The sequence below is a fragment of the Mucilaginibacter sp. OK268 genome (genome assembly GCF_900103125.1).
In the GTDB taxonomy this organism is placed as follows: Bacteria; Bacteroidota; Bacteroidia; order Sphingobacteriales; family Sphingobacteriaceae; genus Mucilaginibacter.
On sequence record NZ_FNJV01000002.1, the window covers coordinates 1,103,207 to 1,124,853 of the forward strand.

At 42.7% G+C, this 21,647-nt stretch carries 16 protein-coding genes and 1 pseudogene; 10 read left to right on the plus strand and 7 right to left on the minus strand.

Annotated features, from left to right (window positions below):
* Window positions 1–7: 7 nt before the first annotated feature.
* From BLR84_RS10355 to BLR84_RS10385, 7 genes are all read left to right on the plus strand, one after another.
* Window positions 8–982 (plus strand): transketolase family protein, encoded by a 975-nt coding sequence (locus BLR84_RS10355; protein WP_090467514.1) that lies wholly within the window; start codon window positions 8–10, stop codon window positions 980–982.
* 16 nt (window positions 983–998) lie between these two features.
* Window positions 999–1,553 carry an RNA polymerase sigma factor gene (locus BLR84_RS10360; RefSeq protein WP_090467516.1) on the plus strand — a complete coding sequence of 185 codons (555 nt, stop codon included), beginning with the start codon at window positions 999–1,001 and terminating at the stop codon, window positions 1,551–1,553.
* 61 nt (window positions 1,554–1,614) lie between these two features.
* On the plus strand, window positions 1,615–2,559 hold the full coding sequence (locus BLR84_RS10365; RefSeq protein ID WP_090467517.1) for a hypothetical protein: 945 nt from the start codon (window positions 1,615–1,617) through the stop codon (window positions 2,557–2,559).
* A gap of 12 nt (window positions 2,560–2,571) precedes the next feature.
* Window positions 2,572–3,060, plus strand: coding sequence for a hypothetical protein (locus BLR84_RS10370; protein ID WP_090467519.1), 489 nt, complete (start codon window positions 2,572–2,574; stop codon window positions 3,058–3,060).
* A 299-nt stretch (window positions 3,061–3,359) separates the two neighbouring features.
* Entirely contained in the window at window positions 3,360–4,550 is a 1,191-nt protein-coding gene (locus BLR84_RS10375; RefSeq protein ID WP_090467521.1) for an aspartate aminotransferase family protein, read from the plus strand.
* A gap of 464 nt (window positions 4,551–5,014) precedes the next feature.
* On the plus strand, window positions 5,015–7,297 hold the full coding sequence (locus BLR84_RS10380) for a glycosyltransferase family 4 protein (RefSeq protein WP_090467523.1): 2,283 nt from the start codon (window positions 5,015–5,017) through the stop codon (window positions 7,295–7,297).
* Between the two features lie 297 nt (window positions 7,298–7,594).
* The gene (locus BLR84_RS10385; protein WP_090467525.1) at window positions 7,595–8,599 is read left to right on the plus strand and encodes a glycosyltransferase family 4 protein; all 1,005 of its coding nucleotides are present in this window, start codon (window positions 7,595–7,597) and stop codon (window positions 8,597–8,599) included.
* 324 nt (window positions 8,600–8,923) lie between these two features.
* Here the strand turns inward: BLR84_RS10385 and BLR84_RS10390 are convergent, their stop codons facing one another.
* Window positions 8,924–9,526 (minus strand): TetR/AcrR family transcriptional regulator, encoded by a 603-nt coding sequence (locus tag BLR84_RS10390; RefSeq protein WP_090467526.1) that lies wholly within the window; start codon window positions 9,524–9,526, stop codon window positions 8,924–8,926.
* Window positions 9,527–9,668: 142 nt separating this feature from the next.
* Between BLR84_RS10390 and BLR84_RS10395 the strand changes: the two genes are divergently transcribed.
* Window positions 9,669–11,213 carry a sulfatase gene (locus BLR84_RS10395; protein ID WP_090467528.1) on the plus strand — a complete coding sequence of 515 codons (1,545 nt, stop codon included), beginning with the start codon at window positions 9,669–9,671 and terminating at the stop codon, window positions 11,211–11,213.
* A 376-nt stretch (window positions 11,214–11,589) separates the two neighbouring features.
* Here the strand turns inward: BLR84_RS10395 and BLR84_RS10400 are convergent, their stop codons facing one another.
* Complete coding sequence (locus BLR84_RS10400; RefSeq protein WP_090467530.1) at window positions 11,590–13,089, minus strand: glycoside hydrolase family 130 protein; 1,500 nt, start codon at window positions 13,087–13,089, stop codon at window positions 11,590–11,592.
* A 188-nt stretch (window positions 13,090–13,277) separates the two neighbouring features.
* On the opposite strand from BLR84_RS10400, the gene BLR84_RS10405 reads away from it, so the two are divergent.
* Window positions 13,278–13,955: a response regulator transcription factor gene (locus tag BLR84_RS10405; protein ID WP_090467532.1), complete on the plus strand. Its 678-nt coding sequence runs from the start codon at window positions 13,278–13,280 to the stop codon at window positions 13,953–13,955.
* Between the two features lie 12 nt (window positions 13,956–13,967).
* Window positions 13,968–15,293 carry a sensor histidine kinase gene (locus tag BLR84_RS10410; protein ID WP_090467534.1) on the plus strand — a complete coding sequence of 442 codons (1,326 nt, stop codon included), beginning with the start codon at window positions 13,968–13,970 and terminating at the stop codon, window positions 15,291–15,293.
* 97 nt (window positions 15,294–15,390) lie between these two features.
* Here BLR84_RS10410 and BLR84_RS10415 read toward each other — a convergent pair whose 3' ends face one another.
* The 5 genes and pseudogenes from BLR84_RS10415 to dnaE form a co-directional block, all read right to left on the minus strand.
* Window positions 15,391–16,311, minus strand: a complete 921-nt coding sequence (locus BLR84_RS10415; protein ID WP_090467742.1) for a DUF58 domain-containing protein — start codon at window positions 16,309–16,311, stop codon at window positions 15,391–15,393.
* Window positions 16,312–16,420: 109 nt separating this feature from the next.
* Window positions 16,421–16,741, minus strand: a complete 321-nt coding sequence (gene trxA, locus BLR84_RS10420; protein ID WP_090467536.1) for a thioredoxin — start codon at window positions 16,739–16,741, stop codon at window positions 16,421–16,423.
* Between the two features lie 531 nt (window positions 16,742–17,272).
* Window positions 17,273–17,548: pseudogene (locus BLR84_RS30560) on the minus strand (type II toxin-antitoxin system RelE/ParE family toxin); the annotation flags it as partial.
* Window positions 17,549–17,571: 23 nt separating this feature from the next.
* Window positions 17,572–17,808 carry an addiction module protein gene (locus tag BLR84_RS10430; RefSeq protein WP_090467541.1) on the minus strand — a complete coding sequence of 79 codons (237 nt, stop codon included), beginning with the start codon at window positions 17,806–17,808 and terminating at the stop codon, window positions 17,572–17,574.
* Window positions 17,809–17,860: 52 nt separating this feature from the next.
* A complete protein-coding gene (gene dnaE / locus BLR84_RS10435; protein ID WP_090467543.1) occupies window positions 17,861–21,445 on the minus strand; it encodes a DNA polymerase III subunit alpha in 3,585 nt (1,194 codons plus the stop codon).
* Window positions 21,446–21,647: the final 202 nt, after the last annotated feature.

The following is a 21,647-nucleotide window of genomic DNA, read 5'->3' on the forward strand; positions in this document are numbered from 1 at the left end:
GAGGCTCATGAAAAAATACACTTACACAGAAAAAAAAGATACCCGCTCGGGCTTTGGCGCCGGGCTGCTGGAAGCCGGCAGAAAAAACGATCAGGTAGTGGCTCTTTGCGCCGACCTGATCGGATCGTTAAAAATGAATGATTTCATCAAAGAATTTCCTGGGCGTTTTGTACAGGTTGGCATTGCCGAAGCAAATATGATGGGCATTGCTGCCGGTATGACCATTGGAGGTAAAATTCCGTTCACAGGCACTTTCGCCAACTTTTCAACCGGCAGGGTCTATGACCAGATCCGCCAGTCGATAGCATACTCTAACAAAAACGTAAAAATTTGCGCTTCACACGCTGGTTTAACGCTGGGCGAAGATGGCGCTACACACCAGATCCTGGAAGATATCGGCCTCATGAAAATGTTGCCGGGCATGACGGTAATCAACACCTGCGACTATAATCAAACTAAAGCTGCTACCCTGGCCATTGCCGAATACGAAGGCCCGGTTTACCTGCGTTTTGGTCGTCCGGTGGTACCTATTTTTACCGATCCAGATCAAAAATTTGAGATTGGTAAGGCATGGATGGTGAATGAAGGTGCGGATGTAAGTATATTTGCCACCGGTCACCTGGTATGGCAGGCAATATTAGCCGGCGAAATACTGGCTGAGGAAGGCATTGATGCCGAGATCATTAACATACACACCATAAAACCTTTAGATGCCGAAGCCGTATTAAAGTCGATAGCGAAAACAGGTTGTGTGGTTACAGCCGAAGAGCATAACCGCCTGGGTGGTTTGGGCGATAGCATTGCACAGGTGCTGGCTACACATAACCCAACGCCGCAGGAATATGTGGCCGTTAATGATAGCTTTGGCGAAAGCGGTACACCAGAACAGCTGATGACCAAGTATGGCCTTGACGCTGAACATATTGTACTGGCAGCAAAAAAGGTGATGAAAAGAAAACAAAATGCGGTAATAAGCATTTAACTATAAAAATTGAAAAATGTCGTTGCAGGTTGAAGATTCAGAGATTTTAAGTAAGTTCCAGGACGAAAAAACACGTAACGAAGCGTTTAATCTGTTATTGAAAAAATACCAGCAAAAAATTTACTGGCACATCAGGCGCATGGTTGTTGACCATGACGATGCGGACGATCTGGTGCAGGATGTTTTTATAAAGGTTTGGAAAAACCTGCTGGGTTTTAGAAACGACGCGCAGCTATATACCTGGATGTACAGGATAGCATCCAACGAGTGTATTACTTTTTTGAACAAGAAAAAACAAAAAAATAATATTCCGTTGGATGATGTGGCTTATGAACTGGCCGATTCGCTGGCCGATTCGAGCTATTTTAATGGTGATCAGGCACAGCGCAAATTGCAGGAAGCATTGTTAACCCTGCCCGAGAAACAACGACTGGTTTTCAACATGAAATATTATGACGATATGAAGTATGAAGAAATATCAGCTGTTTTGGGCACAAGTGTGGGTGCATTAAAGGCGTCTTTTCACCTGGCTGTCAAGAAGATAGAGGCTTTTTTATTGTCGAGAGATTAAATTCAAAATTAATACAGAATTACGTTAAACCTTTTAGCAATAAATTCATCTATAGTACTGTATGAAAAGCGATATGGACAATAGGGAGTGGCTGGATGATTATGAATCATTGAAACGGATCGATGCCAAGAATCCGTTTCTGGTTCCGCCTGGCTATTTCGATGAATTAGCGCAGCATATAACATCACGCATAAGGCTGGAAGAGTTGAAAAACTCATCCACGGGGTTTTCCGTGCCTGAAAACTACTTTGATCAATTAAGCAGTAACATACAAAGCCGCATACGTGTTGAGGACGCTGTGAACACACAGGACTCCGGTTTTACCGTACCTGAGAATTATTTTGACGAGCTTGGCAGCAATATTCAAAGCAGGATAACGATTGAGGAGGCCTTAAACCCGGAGCACCAGGGTTTTAGTGTACCCGAAAATTATTTTGATGAACTGAGCAGTAACATCCAAAGCAGGATAACTATTGAGCAGCAGATCAGCAACGAAGCGGAGAGCTTTACCGTGCCTGAAAATTACTTCGAAACACTGAGCAGTAATATTCAAAGCCGGATAGCGATTGAAGAGCATATCAATAGCGAAGCCGAAAGCTTTACCGTGCCTGAAAACTATTTTGAGCAGTTAAGCCAGAATATCCTAAATAAAACAGTTAACGAGGAACTGGTTACTGCCAAAGTAGTTACCTTGCCTGTTGCCGTTAAAAAGAAAGGTATTGTACGCAGGATGTTCGCGTCTCCAACTTTCAGGTACGCTACCGCAGCCTGCTTTGCCCTGATACTGGGCATTGGCGTAGTGATCAGGAATGCCGACGCGCCCGTAAAGCACGATCAATCTTTTTTACATGAGCAGCTGTCAACCGTACCGGTTGACGAAATTAAAAGCTACCTTCAACTGCATGCAGATGCAGGAGATACTCCTTCCCTGATGGATGGCGGTCAGCAAATCAACAGCGCAAACCTGGATGCAGACCTGTCCGACTATTTGGAGAGTACTAATTAACGATACATTTTAATGAGTAAATTGATCAGGCATATTTTTGTTTTATTATTGATGATAGCAGCAGGCTATGAGTCCTTTGCTCAGGCAAGCAATAGCCTGGTACAGCGGCAAGGGATAACGCCTGCGCCACTGCGTAACAAAAAAAATGTACGCCAAAAGCTTGATGCAGCTCATGACAGGTTTATCAATAAACAACTTGACTTGACCGATGAAGAATCGGCCAAGTTTTGGCCTATATATCGCCAGTATCAACAGGAGATTACGGCTGTTAACATATTAAAACGTCTTAACAATTCAAGCGCTGCCACTAATGGAACCGAGCAAATAGATAAAGAAATTTACTATGAAAGCCAGCAGGTTGCCATCCGCAAACGCTATCGCGATGCATTCTCCAAGATCCTGCCCCCCGAAAAGGTAAGCAAGCTATATAAAAGCGAGCAGGCCTTTCGCGACGAGCTCATCAAACAACTCAGCGAACGCAGCGAAAGAGCAGGAAATTAATTAATTCACTAATTAATTAGTGAATTATTGATTTAGTGATTGTTTTACCCGCGCGTCATTGCGAGGTACGAAGCAATCCCCGATTTGCAGAGTCGCTCTGTACAGTATAGAGATTATTAATGTTGTGTTTGTTTCTGTTGGTATTAATGAGCTCCCTTTGGTCGGTTGTCTTCGTACCTCGCAATGACGCGTTGGTTGTTGGCCACAACACGAGCCTCTATTTATTCACTTTTCATAACTGCATTCATCTTATCTTTGCCCTAAATCAATAATTCACTAAATCAATAATTGCTCCCCCCATGCCTACTCTCCGCCAGCTCTTTTTAGCCAATAACGCGCAAACCACCAACTTTCCGCTGTTACTGGAGTTTGAACGGGCCGAAGGTGTATATATGTATGATACCGCGGGCAAAGCCCATACCGACCTCATATCGGGCATTGGCGTAAGCAGCCTGGGCCACGGTAATCCAAAAGTTATAGCCGCCATTAAACACCAGGTTGACCAATACATGCACCTGATGGTTTATGGCGAATACGTACAAACCCCACAGGTCCGTTTTGCCGAAAAGCTGGTATCTGTACTGCCTCAAAACCTACAGTCGGTATATTTTACCAACTCCGGTGCCGAAGCTGTTGAGGGGGCCTTAAAATTAGCCAAACGCTATACCGGCAGGCAGCAGATCATCGCTTGCCATAATTCTTACCACGGCAGCACCCAGGGCGCGTTAAGTGTTATGGGCAATGAAGAATTTAAGCGGGCTTACCGGCCTTTGCTCCCAGGAATAAGTTTTATCCGTTTTAATGAGACAGACGATCTGCACCTCATCACCGATCAAACTGCCTGCGTCATCATCGAAACCGTACAGGGCGAAGCTGGCATCCGTGTACCAGACGCCACTTATATGCAGGCTCTGCGCAAACGCTGTGATGAAACCGGCACCTTACTGATACTGGATGAAATACAAGCCGCTTTTGGTCGCACCGGTAAACTTTTTGCCTTTGAGCATTTTGGCATTGTGCCCGATATATTGCTGCTGGCCAAAGCGCTGGGTGGTGGCATGCCCGTAGGCGCTTTTATCTCCTCCAACACCATTATGGGCGCGCTCAAAGAAAACCCCATCCTGGGCCATATCACCACTTTTGGTGGCCACCCGGTATGTTGCGCCGCGGGACTAGCAGCACTCGAAGTGTTACTGGACGAAAACCTGGTATCCGGCGTAGCCGAAAAAGAAGCCTTGTTCCGCAAGCTGTTGGTTCACCCGGCAATTAAACAGGTACGAGGCAAAGGACTGATGCTGGCCGTTGAACTGGACAGTTTCGACCTTAATAAAAAAATAATAGACCGCTGTATTAAACACGGCATCATCACCGATTGGTTCCTGCATTGCAGCAATTCCATGCGCATCGCTCCCCCGCTTATTATTACTCCCGCTCAAATTGAACATGCGTGTGAGGTTATATTGGAGGCTGTTGAATATTATACCGCATAGTTAACGATTAAGACTTATACTATAATACACACGTCATTGCGAGGTACGAAGCAATCTCTATGCTGTACAGAGCAGACCTGCTTATCGGGGATTGCTTCATACCTCGCAATGACGCGCGAAGAGCGAAGATCACCTATAGAAGCGATGCCGGAGTTAGCCAATCACAAACCACATAGCAGCTTACCGGATATTATTCCGTATCTTAACACAGATTAAAAAAGTCGACTCATCTATTGAAAGTAACTTTCAGGTTACTTTATTGAATAATATATCATTTTTTATAGTTTGAATTAAATTGGTATGGTTTATGCAATTATGGTATAGGCTGTATTAAAAGCTCTGAAAAGGCTTGTTTCCTACCAAAACAGATCAGTTTTGCTCTTTTTTATAGTCATAGTTTAAACAATTAATTAAAAAGAATTGTTTAAATCAATAACCGTACGTTCTTAACATCCTACCTACATATGAAAATAGCATATATATCAACCTACCCTCCGCGCGAATGTGGCCTGGCCACGTTCAATCAAAACCTGATGCGGGCCATTAACGCCAATTTTCCCGAAAGAAACTCGCTTGCACACGGCGGTTTTGTGGTCGCGCTAAACGATTCAGAGAGTCTGCAGCATTATGAATACCCAGAGGAGGTGAAATATGTTATTCGCCAGGACCACCAGAAAGACTATATCCGCGCAGCCAATTATATCAACACCAGCAATGCCGATGTATGTATCATGGAGCATGAGTTTGGCATATATGGCGGCGAAAGTGGTATATATATTTTACCCCTGATCAACCGGCTCGAAAAACCCTTGATCTCGATACTGCATACCATACTGAAAGATCCCAGCTATGTGCAGCGCATCATCATTCGCGAAATAGCGGAGCAATCATCAAAAATAATTGTGATGAGCCAGCGGGCCGTGGAGTTTTTAACCACTATTTATGATATCCCTGCCGAAAAGATCCAGATCATTGAACATGGTGTTCCGGATGTGGAAGCGTTGGATGACAATCCGGTTAAAAACCTGTCGTCGTTCAAAAAACACCGCGTGTTGCTCACCTTTGGTTTATTAAGCCGTAATAAAGGTTTAGAGACCGTGATAAAAGCCCTGCCCCGCATCGTAGCCAAACACCCCGATGTGATGTATGTGATATTAGGCAATACCCATCCGGGCGTGATCAAAAGTTCGGGAGAGGAATACCGCGATCACCTTAAAACACTGGCTAGCCAATTGGGTGTATCGGCCAACCTGGCTTTTATTAACAAATTTGTGAGCGAAGAGGAATTGGTGAATTACCTCACCGCTTGCGAAATTTATGTAACACCTTATCTGAACGAGGCACAGATCACCAGCGGTACGCTTTCATACGCCGTTGGTGCCGGTGCCGCTGTGGTGTCAACCCCATACTGGCATGCAACCGAACTGCTGGCCGATAAACGCGGCAGACTGTTTGATTTTAAAAACTCCGATACCCTGGCCGATACAGTGATAGAACTGCTTGACCAGGATCGTGTGCTGAAAGAATTGAAAGAGAACGCCTACCAGTATGGCCTGCATTTACGCTGGCCTGTTGTAGGTGCCGAATTTATTAAAGTTGCCCAGGAGGCTATTGTAAGGTTCGACTTTAGCGATAAGATACTTAAAAACAGCATTGTCGATCCCGAAATACTACCCAAATTCAGTTTGACGCACGTATTGCGTTTAACCGATGATACCGGTATTGTGCAACATGCCAAATACGGCATCCCCAATTTAAAAGAAGGTTATTGCCTGGATGATAACGCCCGTGCGCTTATTATGGCACTGATGGCCTATCAGCGTAGTAAAAGTCGCGAAGCATTTGAACTGCTGCCTATATACCTCAGCTACATCCACTATATGCAAACGGATGATGGTAATTTCCGCAACTTCCTGAGTTTCGATCGCCGTTATCTGGATGAGGTGGGCTCAGAGGATTCTTTCGGGCGTACCATCTGGGCGCTGGGCCACCTGATCAGCTGTGCGGCCAGTAATTCTTACCGTGAGTTTTCGTTGGAGATATTTCATAAATCAGTGCCGCATTTTGCCGCCCTGAAACATTTACGGGGAATGGCCAATACCATTATCGGCATCAGCCTGTATCTGCAGGTATATCCTACAGATGAAGGCATGGTAAAAATATTAAGCGAACTTACCCAACCGCTCATCGATGCCTATGAAGATACACAGTCGGAAGATTGGCAATGGTTCGAAGAAAAGATGACCTATGATAACGCCATACTGCCGCTGGCGCTACTGCACTCCTGCGAAATTACCGGGAACGAAGATGCCAAACGCATAGCATTGGCTACGATGGCCTTCCTGGATAAACTCACCCTGTCGAACGGCTATTTAAGTCCGGTGGGAAACGATGGCTGGTATTATCGTGGCGGTAGTTTCCCTACGTTTGATCAGCAAGCTATTGAAACTATGGCTATGGTACTGATGCACTTCCAGGCTTACCAGATATTCCGGATACCGCAATACGTCGAAAAAATGTTCCTGAGCTACAAATGGTTCCTGGGCGAAAACACATTGCGAGCGCCTTTATATGACCATGAAACCAAGGGCTGCTGCGATGGTTTGCTGCCAACCGGTATCAACCGTAACCAGGGCGCCGAAAGTACGCTGGCCTATCTGATATCGCACCTAACCGTACTAAAAGCCTTTGAACTCGAATACGAATACAACAAATATGGCAGCAGCCAGAAAATGGAGACGTGCTAGATGTGCGGATATGCAGATGATAACTGCGCTGTCCGAAGTCTCTGACTTCGGACAATTATGCCGGTAGTCTTTAGACTACAGAAGCACAAACAAATAAGCCATTACACGGTAGTTGCAAACTACTTACATAGTCATCCGAAGTCGGAGACTTCGAACAGCGCGTGCGCAAATTATTAATGTTCAAATGACTGATTTAAAGATCCGTAAACAACTATGCGTTATATATTAGTTCAAAATTATCATTTGCACATCTGCACATTTGAAATCTGCACATCTGCAAAATTCACTAATTAAGAAATGAAGGTCGCCGTATTAGCGTCTGTTGCCTGGTGTACACCGCCCAGGCATTATGGGCCCTGGGAGCAAATAGCATCAAACATTGCCGAAGGCCTGGTAAAGCTGGGCATCGATGTTACGCTTTTCGCCACCGGCGATTCGATAACTGCGGGCAAGCTGGAATCGATTTGTGCGATGGGTTATGAAGAAGACCGCGGCCAGGATGCCAAAGTGTTGGAATGCCTGCACATCAGTAATTTGATGGAGCAGGCTGGGCAATTTGATATCATCCATAACAATTTTGATTTTTTGCCCCTTACCTATTCGGGCCTGATCAAAACACCCATCATCACCACTATACATGGCTTTTCATCGCCCCGCATTATCCCGGTGTATAAAAAATACAACCACAAGGGCCATTATGTAAGCATCAGCAACGCCGATCGCAGTCCGGAACTGGAATACCTGGCCACGGTTTATAATGGCCTGGACACCGCCGATTTTGAGTTTTACGAAAAGCCCGACGAATACTTGCTGTACTTTGGTCGCATCCACCCGGATAAAGGCACAGCCGAAGCTATTGCCATTGCTCAAAAAAGCAAACGCAAGCTGCTGATAGCCGGTATCATTCAGGATGAAAACTATTACCGGGAAAAGGTAGAGCCCTTTTTATCCGAAGAAATAGCATACATAGGCCATGCCGGGCCCGAAAAACGAAAACAGCTGTTAGGCAATGCTTATGCCCTGTTGCACCCCATCAGTTTTAACGAACCATTTGGCATGAGTGTGGCCGAGGCCATGCTCTGCGGCACCCCGGTGATCGCCTTTAACCGCGGATCGATGCCAGAGCTGATCCGGGATACTGAAACCGGCTTTTTGGTGGATACCATTGATGGAGCCGTAGAAGCCGTTAACCAGATCAATTCGATTAACCGCGTGGCTTGCCATACCTGGGCCGCATCGCGGTTTTCGAAAGACAAAATGGTGGCTGATTATTTAGGTTTGTATCAACAGATATTAGATTAAGCTCCCGCGAGATTAGCGCAGCGTATCTCGTGGGTGACATGGTCAGCCTTCGGCTTATATTTTCGGCTGAAAGCATGTGTACTACGGGTTGAAAACTATAGGTGTTCGGAAGATTGTTTTTTGGCTAAAGCCATCAAGTGCTTCTATTATCCGTCCCATAAATGGGACGGCAATGAATGGAAAACTAATTGATTTACCCTTCATTGCCGTTGGTTTTAACCAACGGATTGCAAGCAAATAGCTATAGGCTTTAGCCCAAATGAACTATGAATTATATGTTTTCATTCTTCCGAACACCTGTAGTTGAAAACCCGCGGAAGTAGTTTATGAAAGCTCTATTGTGCTGATAATTCCTTCGATGGCTTTCTTTAATACCATATTGTTCATGGCCGGGTCTATATCTTTATAATAGCGATTTAAGGATACGAGACCATGCACAAAAGACATACATATGAGGTAATTACACCGAAAAGCTTCCTCTGTCAATGTATTTCCTTTTACCAGGGGCTGCATTTCTTGCCGGAACAAGTTGATAAATGTCGACAGCGCTGGAAATGCCTTTCCTACATCCTCAACACCGGAGCCTACCGTATACATTAACTGGTAAAGCTCATTTTCTTTGGTGGCAAAATGCACAAATGCCATCAGCATGGCCTCCATTCTTTCTTTCGGATCGGTTACTGATACCAATCCCTGTTTTATGCAATTGATCAGCATGGTAAAGCCCCGTTTCGATAGCTCGATCAGAACTGCTTCTTTATTCAAAAAATAGGAATATACAATAGTTGGGCTGTATTCTATGGTATCGGCAATTTTCCTGATGCTTACGGCCTCGCATCCTTCATTTTTAACGATACCCATTGCAGCATCAAGAATAAGCTGATGGACCTCTGCTTTTAAACGTTCTACGCGTTCTTTGCTACCCATATGTATTATGATGAATTGGTGAAGGTAAAGTTAATGCTTTTTATTTCTTCCAAATACCTACAGATGATAACATCTATGGCCACCTATTTGAACTTGTATTAAAAATGTTTGATATTCGGGGTAGCCATAAATAGCCCGACAAATGAAATCATCTTTATTTAAAAGCACGATAGGAGTCCTGCTGGTATTTGGACAAATACTTATAGCCAAAGCCCAGGTAAAACCCCAATCGCGCCCCAATATTATTGTATTCCTGGTTGATGATATGGGCTGGCAGGATACCTCTTTACCTTTCTGGGCTGAGGCAACCGCTTTAAATAAACGTTATCATACACCAAACATGGAGCGGCTTGCCCGCGAAGGGATGAAGTTTACCAATGCTTATGCAGCGCCTGTTTGTACCCCGTCAAGAACAAGCATGCTTACCGGCATGAACGCGGCGCATCATGGCATTACCAATTGGACATCGCCGCAACATGATAATCCAACCGATGCTAAAGACGATCAATTTTTACCCGCCGAATGGAATTACAATGGTTTAAGTCCGCAGCCGGGCATAGCGCATACCCTATATGCAACACCCTTTCCCGGGTTACTTAAAGCCGACGGGTACTATACCATTCATGTCGGCAAAGCGCATTGGGCGTCGGCCGGTACCCCCGGGGCCAACCCACATAACATGGGTTTTATGATCAATATTTCGGGCCATGCCGCGGGGCATCCGCAAAGCTATCTGGGTACCGAGAACTATGGAAATATGCCCGGCAAGGCCACACCACAGGCCGTGCCCGATCTGGAAGAATATTTTGGAACGGAAACCTTTTTAACAGAAGCACTTACCAAAGAAGCCTTAAAGGCATTAGATGAGCCTATCCGGAACAAACAGCCTTTTTATTTAAATATGGCTCATTACGCGGTGCATGCCCCCCTGATGGCCGATAAACGATTCTATCAAAAATACCTGGATGCGGGCCTCGATACACAGGAAGCTAAATACGCCACCATGATTGAAGGGATGGATAAAAGCCTGGGTGATATTATGGATTACTTAAAAACCCGGCACGCGGACGGCAATACTATTATTATATTTATGAGCGACAACGGAGGCTTAAGCCTGGTGCCTCCAAGAGGCGGACCAGCAAATACTCAAAACGCCCCCCTGAAAGCCGGAAAAGGCTCTGTAAACGAAGGAGGTATCCGCGAGCCTATGATAGTAAAATGGCCGGGAATAACGAAGCCTTCGTCTATAGCAAATCAATATGTGATCATCGAGGATTTTTTCCCAACCATATTGGAAATGGCCGGCGTAAAAAATTATCAGACTATCCAGAAAATCGACGGAAAAAGTTTTGTGCCTGTTTTAAAGAATGCGGCTTATACCGATAACCAACGCTTTTTATTTTGGCACTACCCTAATAAATGGATCCCCGAGGATGGCCCCGGTATTAACTATTGCAGCGCCATACGTCAGGGCGACTGGAAACTGGTTTACCATATGCGCGACAGCAGTATGCAGCTCTATAATTTAAAAAACGATATTACAGAAACCGAAGATCTATCCAAAAAGAATCCGGATAAAACAGCCCATCTATTAAAACAATTAAGAGATCAATTAAAAAGCTGGAACGCACCGATGCCCATTGACAAAAAAACCGGAAAAGCAATAGCTATAGCTAATGGGCTTTGATGTTATATAAAAGAAGTTCTTGTCTCTGATTACTTGATTGATTATCACTTTACCCCGTTTTTGAAAAACTAATTGGAGAAACTTTGCCAATAATTTAGTATATTTATTATAATTCGACAGCCCGGCTTTTCCTGATCAAAAAGGAAAAACCGGGCTGTTTAGTTAAAGAAAAAACAGCCCCCAAACCGACCATTTTACACCCATTTATTTGATAATCAATTATCTAATACTTTTTAAAGTTTCAAAAACACGCTAAAACCATGTTAAAATTTGTTAAAAAGTGTTAAAATGATGGTTTTTCGAGCGATTTTTGAGTGATTTCCATCCAATTTTGGCCAGCAAAGTGTTAAAATTATAGGTTTAAAAAGTTTTTTGGTTAAGCTTTGTGTTTCCTGGTTTTGGCTTTATGCTCCGCCGCGTCTTCTTTTAATTTTTTGAGTAGTTCGTCCAGGCAAACTTCGGCAAAGGCGGTTGATGAGTCCGACACGCCATATGGAATAATGAGCTTGTCGTTATGCACGATAGCTCCGCAGGAGTACAGTACATTGGGTACATATCCTTCGCGCTCGTCGCTGTTAGGGATCAGCAGGGGCTCTTTCAGACGTCCAATTTCGATAGTGGGGTCGTCCAGCTTTAAAAGGCTTGCACCGAGCACATAACGCCGCATAGGGCCTACACCATGGGTGATCATGATCCAGCCTTCCTCGGTTTCAATCGGCGACCCGCAATTACCAATCTGGATGAACTCCCAGGTAAATTTAGGCTGCTGCAGCAACACGGGTTTCTCCCAGATGTTGATCTTGTCGGAGTACATGATATAGTTATTGCAGCCATCAATACGCGATATCATCACAAATTTGCCATTCACCTTGCGGGGGAAAAGTGCCAGGTTCTTGTTCTGGGCGCCTGCTCCATAAAGAGGCATTATTTTAAAATTGTAAAAATCGGTGGTTTGCAGTAGTTTGGGCATAATCAGCGAACCATCATAGGCCGTATAGGTGGCATAGTATACGTAGCTGCCATCTTCATTAATAAATTTCACAAAGCGGGCATCCTCAATACCTTTACGTTCATACTCAGATATGGGGAATATGACCCTGTCGGATATATCGGTATCCAGCGAGAATACGATCTCATAGTAGGAATCGGCCAGCCACAATACTTTGTCATACTCCAGTCGCTTCATATCGCTTTCCTGCAGCTTCTGCGACTCAAGAATGATACGGCGCAGGTTGGCATATTCAAAATGATGATCGAGCTTTGATTCCAACTCACTGATCACGTCTATACTGATCTGAGTGATGGCGGCCTTTTCAAAGAACAGTTTTTTATTATAAACCGCGTTCCTTACAATTTCGGCCTCATCAATATAGCTGCCTGAGGGTTGAATGGTAATGTTATTCTGTTTATCGATCAATGCCCTTCTGAAAGTGATGGAGGAGATATGCCCCTCACCCACTGCCCTAAAACTGATGATCACCCGTTTCTGGCCATCCTCCAACTCAGTTTGATCAGGATCTTCTACTATAGATGGGTTAAAGAAGGCCGCTGACTCAATGGAATATTCATGTGTAAAATAGGAACCTATCAATAGTTTACGGTAAACCGTAAGCGTATCAAAATCAATATTCAACTCGCTAAACAGTGGCTTTAGCTTGCTGCAATGCCGGTTTAATACCCGGGTAATGTTACGGTGCCGTTTGGAATACTCCTGCAACAATGGCGAAATGATTCCAAAGGCTTCTTCTTCGCTAATGTCCATTACACGTTCTATCACTTCTTTAGCACGGTCGTTCCCATTAAAAAAGAATCTTGCTATAACGCGTTTGGGATCAGGATTAACTCTTATGGGTTTGCGTTCAATGGAAAGTCTCATATAGAAGGTAGTATTTATTCTTTAACAGCATTAACGACAAATTGATTTGGGTAATTTATATAAAGAATCAAGTGCCAATATACTTTTTATATGCTGCATCATGTGAAGTATATTTTAGTGTAACGGTTTTTATCCCGACTCTTGTATCTTGGCACTTGATTCTTATATCTTTTGTAAATTGCAGGCGTATGAATGTATTAATTGTTGAAGACGAAAAGGGCCTGGCCCTTGAAGTAGATGAGTTTTTAAGTCATGAAGGTTTTACGGTTGAACACGCGCGTACCAAAAAATCGGCAGAGGAAAAGATATTTGTAAACAACTATGACTTTATACTGCTCGATCTTGGTTTGCCTGACGGTGACGGCTTTGGCCTGTTAAAGATGCTGAAAGGCCTTGAAAAACGCGAGGATGCCGTTATTATACTCACCGCGCGCGGAGCTGTTGACGACCGTGTAATGGGCCTGGAACAAGGTGCCGATGATTATTTGGCCAAACCATTTTCATTAAGCGAGCTTTTGGCACGTATGCACGCCATAACACGCCGAAAACACCGTTTGGAAAGTAATGATATTAATATTAAAGGGCTGCGCGTTAATATCCAGAATCGTACGGTAATGTATAATGATGAACGTATTAACCTGACAAAAAAGGAGTTTGAAATATTCAATTACCTGGTATTGAATAAAAACAGGGTAATATCCCGTACCAACCTAACCGAGCATGTTTGGGGTGATGTACTGGAGATCAATTCCGACTCCAACTTTGTGGATGTGCATGTTAAAAACCTCCGTAAAAAACTATCTCAATATATTCCTATTGATTGGTTTGAAACCGTGAGGAGTATTGGTTACCGCATTAATATTTAAATATACTTACAAATGAAACTTCAGGTAAAGCTGGCTTTGTATAATACCCTAACCAAAGTGGCCATCATTTTATTTACTGGTCTGCTTATCCTGTTATCCATTGAAAAAATATCTTATAACCATATTGAGGTACGTTTAGAGGATAAAAAAGAAGAAACTTTAAGAAGCCTCGAATCCAGCGAAATCAACCATTCTTTAAGCACTCAACAGGTTTACACCGATAACAACATACTCAATGAGGAATTTATCAATATTACACCTGCTAAGTATGACCCCAATATATCAAAAGGGGTAAAATTTACAACCGAAACCCGTAATCTCAACAAAAAGGATTTTCAAACTTATCGTATCCTGTCTCATAAATTTAATTTTAAGGGGCACACTTACCTGCTTCAAATAGGCGAAACGATTGAATCTGTTGAAGAGTTAAAGTCGATCATTAAAAAGTTCACTTTACTGGTATTGTTTATTGCCCTGGTACTTACCCTCATCAGTGACCTCGTATTCACCAAATTTTTGCTTGCCCCTTTTTATAAGATCATTGACCGAAAGCTGATCAAAGTAAATGATCCCATGAACTTTGACTACGAAAAAATTAAAACCACCACACAGGATTTTGAGCTGCTTGATGACAGTATAAGTTCGTTGATGAAAAAGATATCAAACCTTTTTATACTGGAAAAACAATTCATCGCCAATGTATCGCATGAATTACTTACCCCAATATCCATCATCAGCTCAAGACTTGAAAACATACTGCTGCATGAGGATTTAAGTGAAGGCAGTGAAAATAAAATGCATGCTTCGCTAAAAACGCTCAACCGTTTAAAATCCATCATCAACAGCTTATTGCTCATATCAAAAGTAGAAAACAACCAGTTTGACAAAGGGGATATGGTGATGATAGCCGGGGTTATTAAAGAAATACATGAGGAATTGGAGGATCGAATAGAGGAAAAACACCTCACGTTTACCAATCATCTCAAATACATTTTTTCTATACAGGGTAACCGCCCCCTCATGCATACCTTACTGTTTAACATCATCAACAACTCCATCAAATACAACAACCCTAAAGGCAGCATTACCATTAGTGATGATCTCATAGATGATATTTACGCCATTACCATTACCGACACCGGCGCGGGTATGGAGCAAAAGCAAATAGATAACGCGTTTAACCGTTTTGAGAAATTTGATACCGACGAAAAAGAAAGCTATGGTTTAGGGCTGGCTATAGTGAAAAGTATCACCGCCTTTCATAACATTAAGGTTAAAATAAGCTCAGTAAAAAATAAGGGAACCGCTGTAAAGCTGATATTTGATCACGCAGCTTAACTTCACTAAATCTTCATTCAAACTTTATTACTTTGAGGAGTTTTAGTAAGTGTTACCCCTATTAAGAGGGCTATTTTTATTTAAGAATAGCCTTTTTTTATATCATCTTATTCCGCTTTACCAGGTAAGTTTTCAGTATGTTCTGGTAACCTTCCTGTATATCGGCATCAATCAAATCAATATGATATTGCGCGCATTTGAGCTCCAGTTCATGCCGGTATGCCGCTAAAGATTTTTTATAAGCATCACGTATTTTACCCGGATGTACTTTTATCTCGGCACCGCTTTCCATATCAATAAAGTGATGGGGTCTATTATCAAAATTAAAATCAAGCTCTTTTTGCTTATCGTGCACATTAAATATAACCACTTCGTGCTTATTGAACTTTAAATGCTGTATAGCAGCAAATAGCGACTGTAGCTTTTCAGTATCCAGGTTATTTTCCAGCATATCGCTAAAAATGATCACCATGGAGCGCTGGTGGATCTCCTGGGCAATATGATGCAGCACATCGGTTATATTAGTAACTGTATTTACCCGCGGGCTATTGTACATTTTTTCGAGCTCTGCATACAAATGAAACAGGTGTGTGCTGGTTGATTTCGCGGCACTCAACCAATCAATCTTATCCGAAAAAAGGCATAAGCCAAAAGCATCGCGCTGTTTTTTAAACAAATACATTAACGAGGCCGTGGCGTAAACAGAAAACTGCAGCTTATTCAACCCCTTTTCGGGGAAATTCATGGACGATGAGGTGTCCAGTAATAAATAACAACGCAGGTTGGTTTCTTCCTCAAACTGCTTTACAAACAATTTTTCGGTTCGGGCCAGCAACTTCCAGTCGATATTTTTTACCGATTCACCATTATTGTATAAGCGGTGCTCGGCAAATTCAACAGAAAATCCGTGGAAGGGGCTTTGGTGCAAGCCGGTAATAAACCCTTCTACTACCTGGCGGGCCAATAGTTCCAGGTTGGCCAGTTGCCTTATTTGCTGATCATCATTTAACCGGGACATAGGGCTAATATAAGGTATAAAAAAAGCGTCACCAAATAAGGTAACGCTTTTCAAGTAATTTAAATATGGTGGATTAAGCTATTTTACAAACTTAATTTTGCCTTGTTGATTAAGCTAATTGCTTAGCTAATTTATCGGTTAATACTGATTTTGGAACAGCACCAATTTGTTTGTCCACAATTTCGCCGTTTTTAAAGAATAATAAAGCAGGGATATTACGGATTCCATATTTCACTGATATTCCAGGATTGTTGTCAACATCAACTTTACCAACAACAGCTTTGCCTTCGTATTCTTTTGCGATGTCTTCAACAACCGGACCTACCATTCTACAAGGACCACACCATTCTGCCCAAAAGTCAATAAGTACAGGTTTGTCTGATTTCAGCACAAGTTCTTCAAAGTTCGCATCAGTTATTTCTAAAGCCATGATTTCTATTTTTTAAATTTTTGTATTACAAATATATACTATTCAAATAGCTTGCCACAACTTCGGCCTGACAATGTGACAATTATATTAATAAAATAAAAAGGGTCCTATATCAAATCCCTTAAATAAAGCCTAAAAAGTGGGTTTACATGGTTTACACTTTTTATGGTTTACATTATTTTATTTATTTGAAAATCAGATAATTAAATTAATTTTCTTTCTCAATAACGGTTTACAGTGTAAACCATAAATGCAAGGTATTCTACGTGATTGAACAGCTCTTTTTTTATTTTTGACTATTTGAATAATAAAGTCATAAATTATAAAAATCAAATAATATAAAAAGTGTCTTCATACTACAAATTTGGTGATAGTTACTTTTGAGTAGTACTTATATTTTGCCTGTGGTCGGTGTTATCACCGTACCACGCGCCTCTCCGTTTATAAAGTACTGCATAATAATAGTGGTACGGTGATAACACCGACCACGGGCTAAAAAGTGTAAACGGGTATTCGACAATTATCAATTAGCTATTTTCTGTATTTTTTACTTGGTCGCCGACTGGTGTGAAATATTGAAAATATAACGATGAGATGTTTTTGAGGATAAACTTTATAAACTATGAGATACGGGAAATCATCAATTTTACATTCTCTGTGGTCACGCTTTTTATTAGGATAGAATAGAGGGTTACTGACAATATTTTGGATCTTCCGCTCTACAGAAGATTCAAATCGATCTCCCAACTTTTCAAGTTGCTCCTCATACCATACAAAAGCTTCCGGATACTCAATTTCGGCCTTGGGATGGAATTTAAGATCATATTACATTACGATTTACGATCTCTGGCTTTTTGTTTAACCTCTTCCCAACCGGAGCCTGTTACTTTTCCACTTTCATATTCATCCAAACGGTCTTTCAATTCATTTAAAAAAGCTTTGTCCTCCCATAAATCGAGTTCTTCAATTATCTCATTTTCAACCATGGTATATATCGCTTCTACTTTCTTATCGTCAGCAAAACGGATATATTCATGCAAGCGCTCTCTTATTATTTCGGTACTCATAACATAAGCTTTATAAACAAATTTAACCTAAATACGCAACTCTATCAAGGCCTCAGTTCAACACCGGCTGTATATTGGTTAAATTAAAAATATCAGCCATCAGGTCGTCGCTGGGGTTTACTTTGAATAATTTGGAGGCCAGTTCCACCTGCAGCGCTTCTTCCCTGTCTTTGATCAAAAAGCGCAGCTTACAGTTTTGCACAGGATATTTTTCATTGTTTACCATAATGGCTTGCTGAATATCGTCAAGTAGTTTGCTGTTCAAACTATGTACATCCAGGCATACGGTTAATGATTTGGTCATTTTATCGCGCATTTCTGATAGCAGGCTCATTACCTGTATGCGCAGATCCCAGTTATCCTTTTGCCTGAATTTTTCTTCGATGTTACCTTTGATGTGCAAAAAGTAACCATCCATCATCAGGTTACGGAATTTCACATAGTCTTCGCCAAACATGGCAAACTCGTATGATTCATTGTAATCTTCTAACACAAAAGTACCAAATGGCTTACCTGTTTTGGTCATTTTATGTTGCACGTTTGATACCAGGCCGCCTATTCTGATCTCCCCGCGTTTGCGGAGTTCATTAAACGCGCCCATGATATCATCACCACCTTCGCCCGAGCGGGCTTTTTGCATCAGTTTCAGATCGCTGATGGTACTGTTACAGAATCGATCCAATTCAACCTTGTAATTATCAAGCGGGTGCCCGGTTAAGTAGATACCGATCACCGTTTTTTCATATTTCAGTTTCTCAATCAGTGGCCATTCTTCCACATCGGGCATGGCAGGTTCAGGTACATAAGAAGCTACCGAACCGCCAAATAATGACGATTGCGAACTGCTTTGTACATTCTGATAATCATTGGCATATTTGATCAGGCGCTCTACACCAGTCAATACGCCCAGCTCAGTTTTGGCAAAAAACTGCGCCCTTTTTGTCCCAAACTCATCAAAAGCACCGCCGTAAACCAGGTTCTCGTATGACTTACGATTCACACTGCGGGTATTGGAACGGCGGGCAAAATCATATAAAGAAACATAGGGACCATTAGCCTCCCGTTCTTCAATTATACTTTCCACTGCTTTATCACCTACACCTTTAACACCGGTTAACCCGAAACGCACTTGCCCTTTTTTATTTACCGCGAATGACATGTCCGACTCATTGATATCCGGACCTAAAACCTCTACCCCCATCCTGCGGCACTCTTCCATGAAAAAGGTGATCTTTTCCATGTTATTCTGGTTATTTAAAACCGCGGCCATGTATTCAGATGGATAATGGGCTTTCAGGAAAGCGGTTTGATACGCCACAAAAGCGTAACAAGTAGAGTGCGATTTATTGAAGGCGTATTGCGCAAAGGCCTTCCAGTCGGTCCATATTTTGGTCAGTTTATCTTTGGGGTGTCCTTTGGCTGTGGCCCCGTCCATAAACTGGGCTTCCATTTTATTCAACACCTCAATTTGCTTTTTACCCATGGCCTTACGCAAAACGTCGGCATCACCTTTACTAAAGCCCGCTAACTTCTGCGACAGGAGCATCACCTGTTCCTGGTATACGGTAATACCATAGGTTTCGCCCAGGTATTCCTCCATATCCGGAAGGTCAAATACAATAGGTTCCTGCCCGTGTTTACGTTTAATAAAGTTGGGAATATACTCTATCGGGCCCGGACGGTACAGAGCATTCATGGCAATCAAATCCTCAAACTTATCGGGTTTCAGATCGCGCAGGTACATTTGCATACCATCACTTTCAAACTGGAACGTTCCGTTGGTATCGCCGCGCTGATAAAGCTCATAAGTTTTTTGATCATCAAGCGCTATATAATCAATATCAATATGCACGCCATGATTCTGTTTGATCATCCTCAATGCATCCTTCAGGATGGTTAAGGTTTTCAAACCCAAAAAGTCCATCTTGATAACGCCCGCATCTTCAATTACACGGCCATCATACTGAGTAACCAAAAGATCAGAGTCTTTGGCAACGGCAACCGGCACAATATCCGTTAAATCGTAAGGGGCAATAATGATACCCGCCGCGTGCACACCTGTATTACGAACCGAACCTTCCAGCTTTTCGGCCTCACGCAATACTTGTCCGCGCAAGTCGTTGCCTTTTACGATCTCCTTTAGTTCGGGCACCTGTTCAATAGCCTCTTTAAGGGTTATCCCTAAGGTATCGGGTACCAGCTTCTTAATGGCGTTCATTTCGGCCAGCGGCATATCCAATACGCGGCCCACGTCCTGTATACTGGTACGGGCAGCCATAGAACCATAGGTAATGATCTGCGCTACCTGGTTCTTGCCATATTTGTCCACCACATAGTCGATCACCTTTTGGCGACCGGCATCATCAAAGTCGGTATCAATATCGGGCATCGATTTACGATCCGGATTCAGGAACCTCTCGAACAGGAGATTATACTTCATCGGATCGATATTGGTGATCCCTGTACAATAAGCCACCACCGATCCCGCAGCCGAACCACGGCCCGGTCCTATAAATACGCCTATATCGCGACCATGCTTAATAAAGTCGGCCACAATTAAAAAGTAACCGGCAAAACCCATGGTACGTATCGTGAACAACTCAAAGTTGATGCGTTCCTCTGTTTCGGGCGAAATATCTATATAGCGCTCTTTAGCGCCTGTAAATGTTAAATGTTTTAAATATTCCCATTGGTTAAGGGTATCGGCATCCGGCGTATTGTGGACCTTAAACTCCTCCGGGATAACGAAATTGGGAAGCAGAATATCGCGCTTTAGTTTTAATACCTCTACCTTATCAACAATCTCATTGGTATTATCCAGGGATTCAGGAATATCAGAGAACAGGCTGCCCATTTCTGCCTGTGTTTTGAAATAAAACTGATCATTCGGAAAACCGAAACGGTAACCACGGCCACCTTCTTCATCGGTAGCTATGGGGGTGCTTTGCATATCGCCGGTGTTTACACAAAGCAAAATATCGTGCGCGTTGGAGTCCTGTTGATCCACATAATGCGAATCATTGGAGCATATCACCTTTACATTATACTTTTTAGCATAAGTAAGCAATACATTGTTAATAGTGGTTTGCTCTGGAATTTCGTGGCGTTGCAGCTCGATATAAAAATCTTCGCCAAAAAGGTCAAGCCACCATCTAAATTCCTCTTCGGCCTTTTCGGGCGTTTCCCGTAATATAGCCTGGGGTACCGATGCACCAATACAGCAGGTGGTAGCAATGATGCCTTTATGATATTTCAATATCAGCTCTTTATCAATACGCGGCCATTTGCTGTACAAGCCTTCCATATAGCCTAAGGAACATAGCTTTACCAGGTTTTTGTAACCTTCGGGGTTTTTTGCCAGCATCAACTGGTGGCGGCGTACGTCTTTTTTTTCTTTGGTAAATTGCTTTTTATGCCTGTCCTCCACCACATAAAACTCGCAGCCAACTATAGGTTTTACGTTGTGTTTGCCGGCTTCGGCCACAAACTTAAACACACCAAACATGTTACCATGATCGGTTATGGCTAGTGCTTTCATACCATCGGCTGCAGCCTTTTTATATAGTTTTCCTATATCGGCGGCACCATCAAGTAATGAGAACTGGGTATGTACGTGTAAATGAGAAAAATCTGGCATAGTGAATCCTTTTCAGCAAAATCCTGTAGAAATACAAAGTTATCAAAAAACAAATCGGGTTTGCGAAGTGTTGAAAAACAAAACAAGTTCAAGCCCCACCCAAACCCTCCCCAGAAGGGAAGGCTTTAAAAAGCATTTCAAAAAGTCTCCCCTTCCGGGGGAGATTAAGAGGGGGCTTGGGCTTTTAAACTGGCTAAACAGA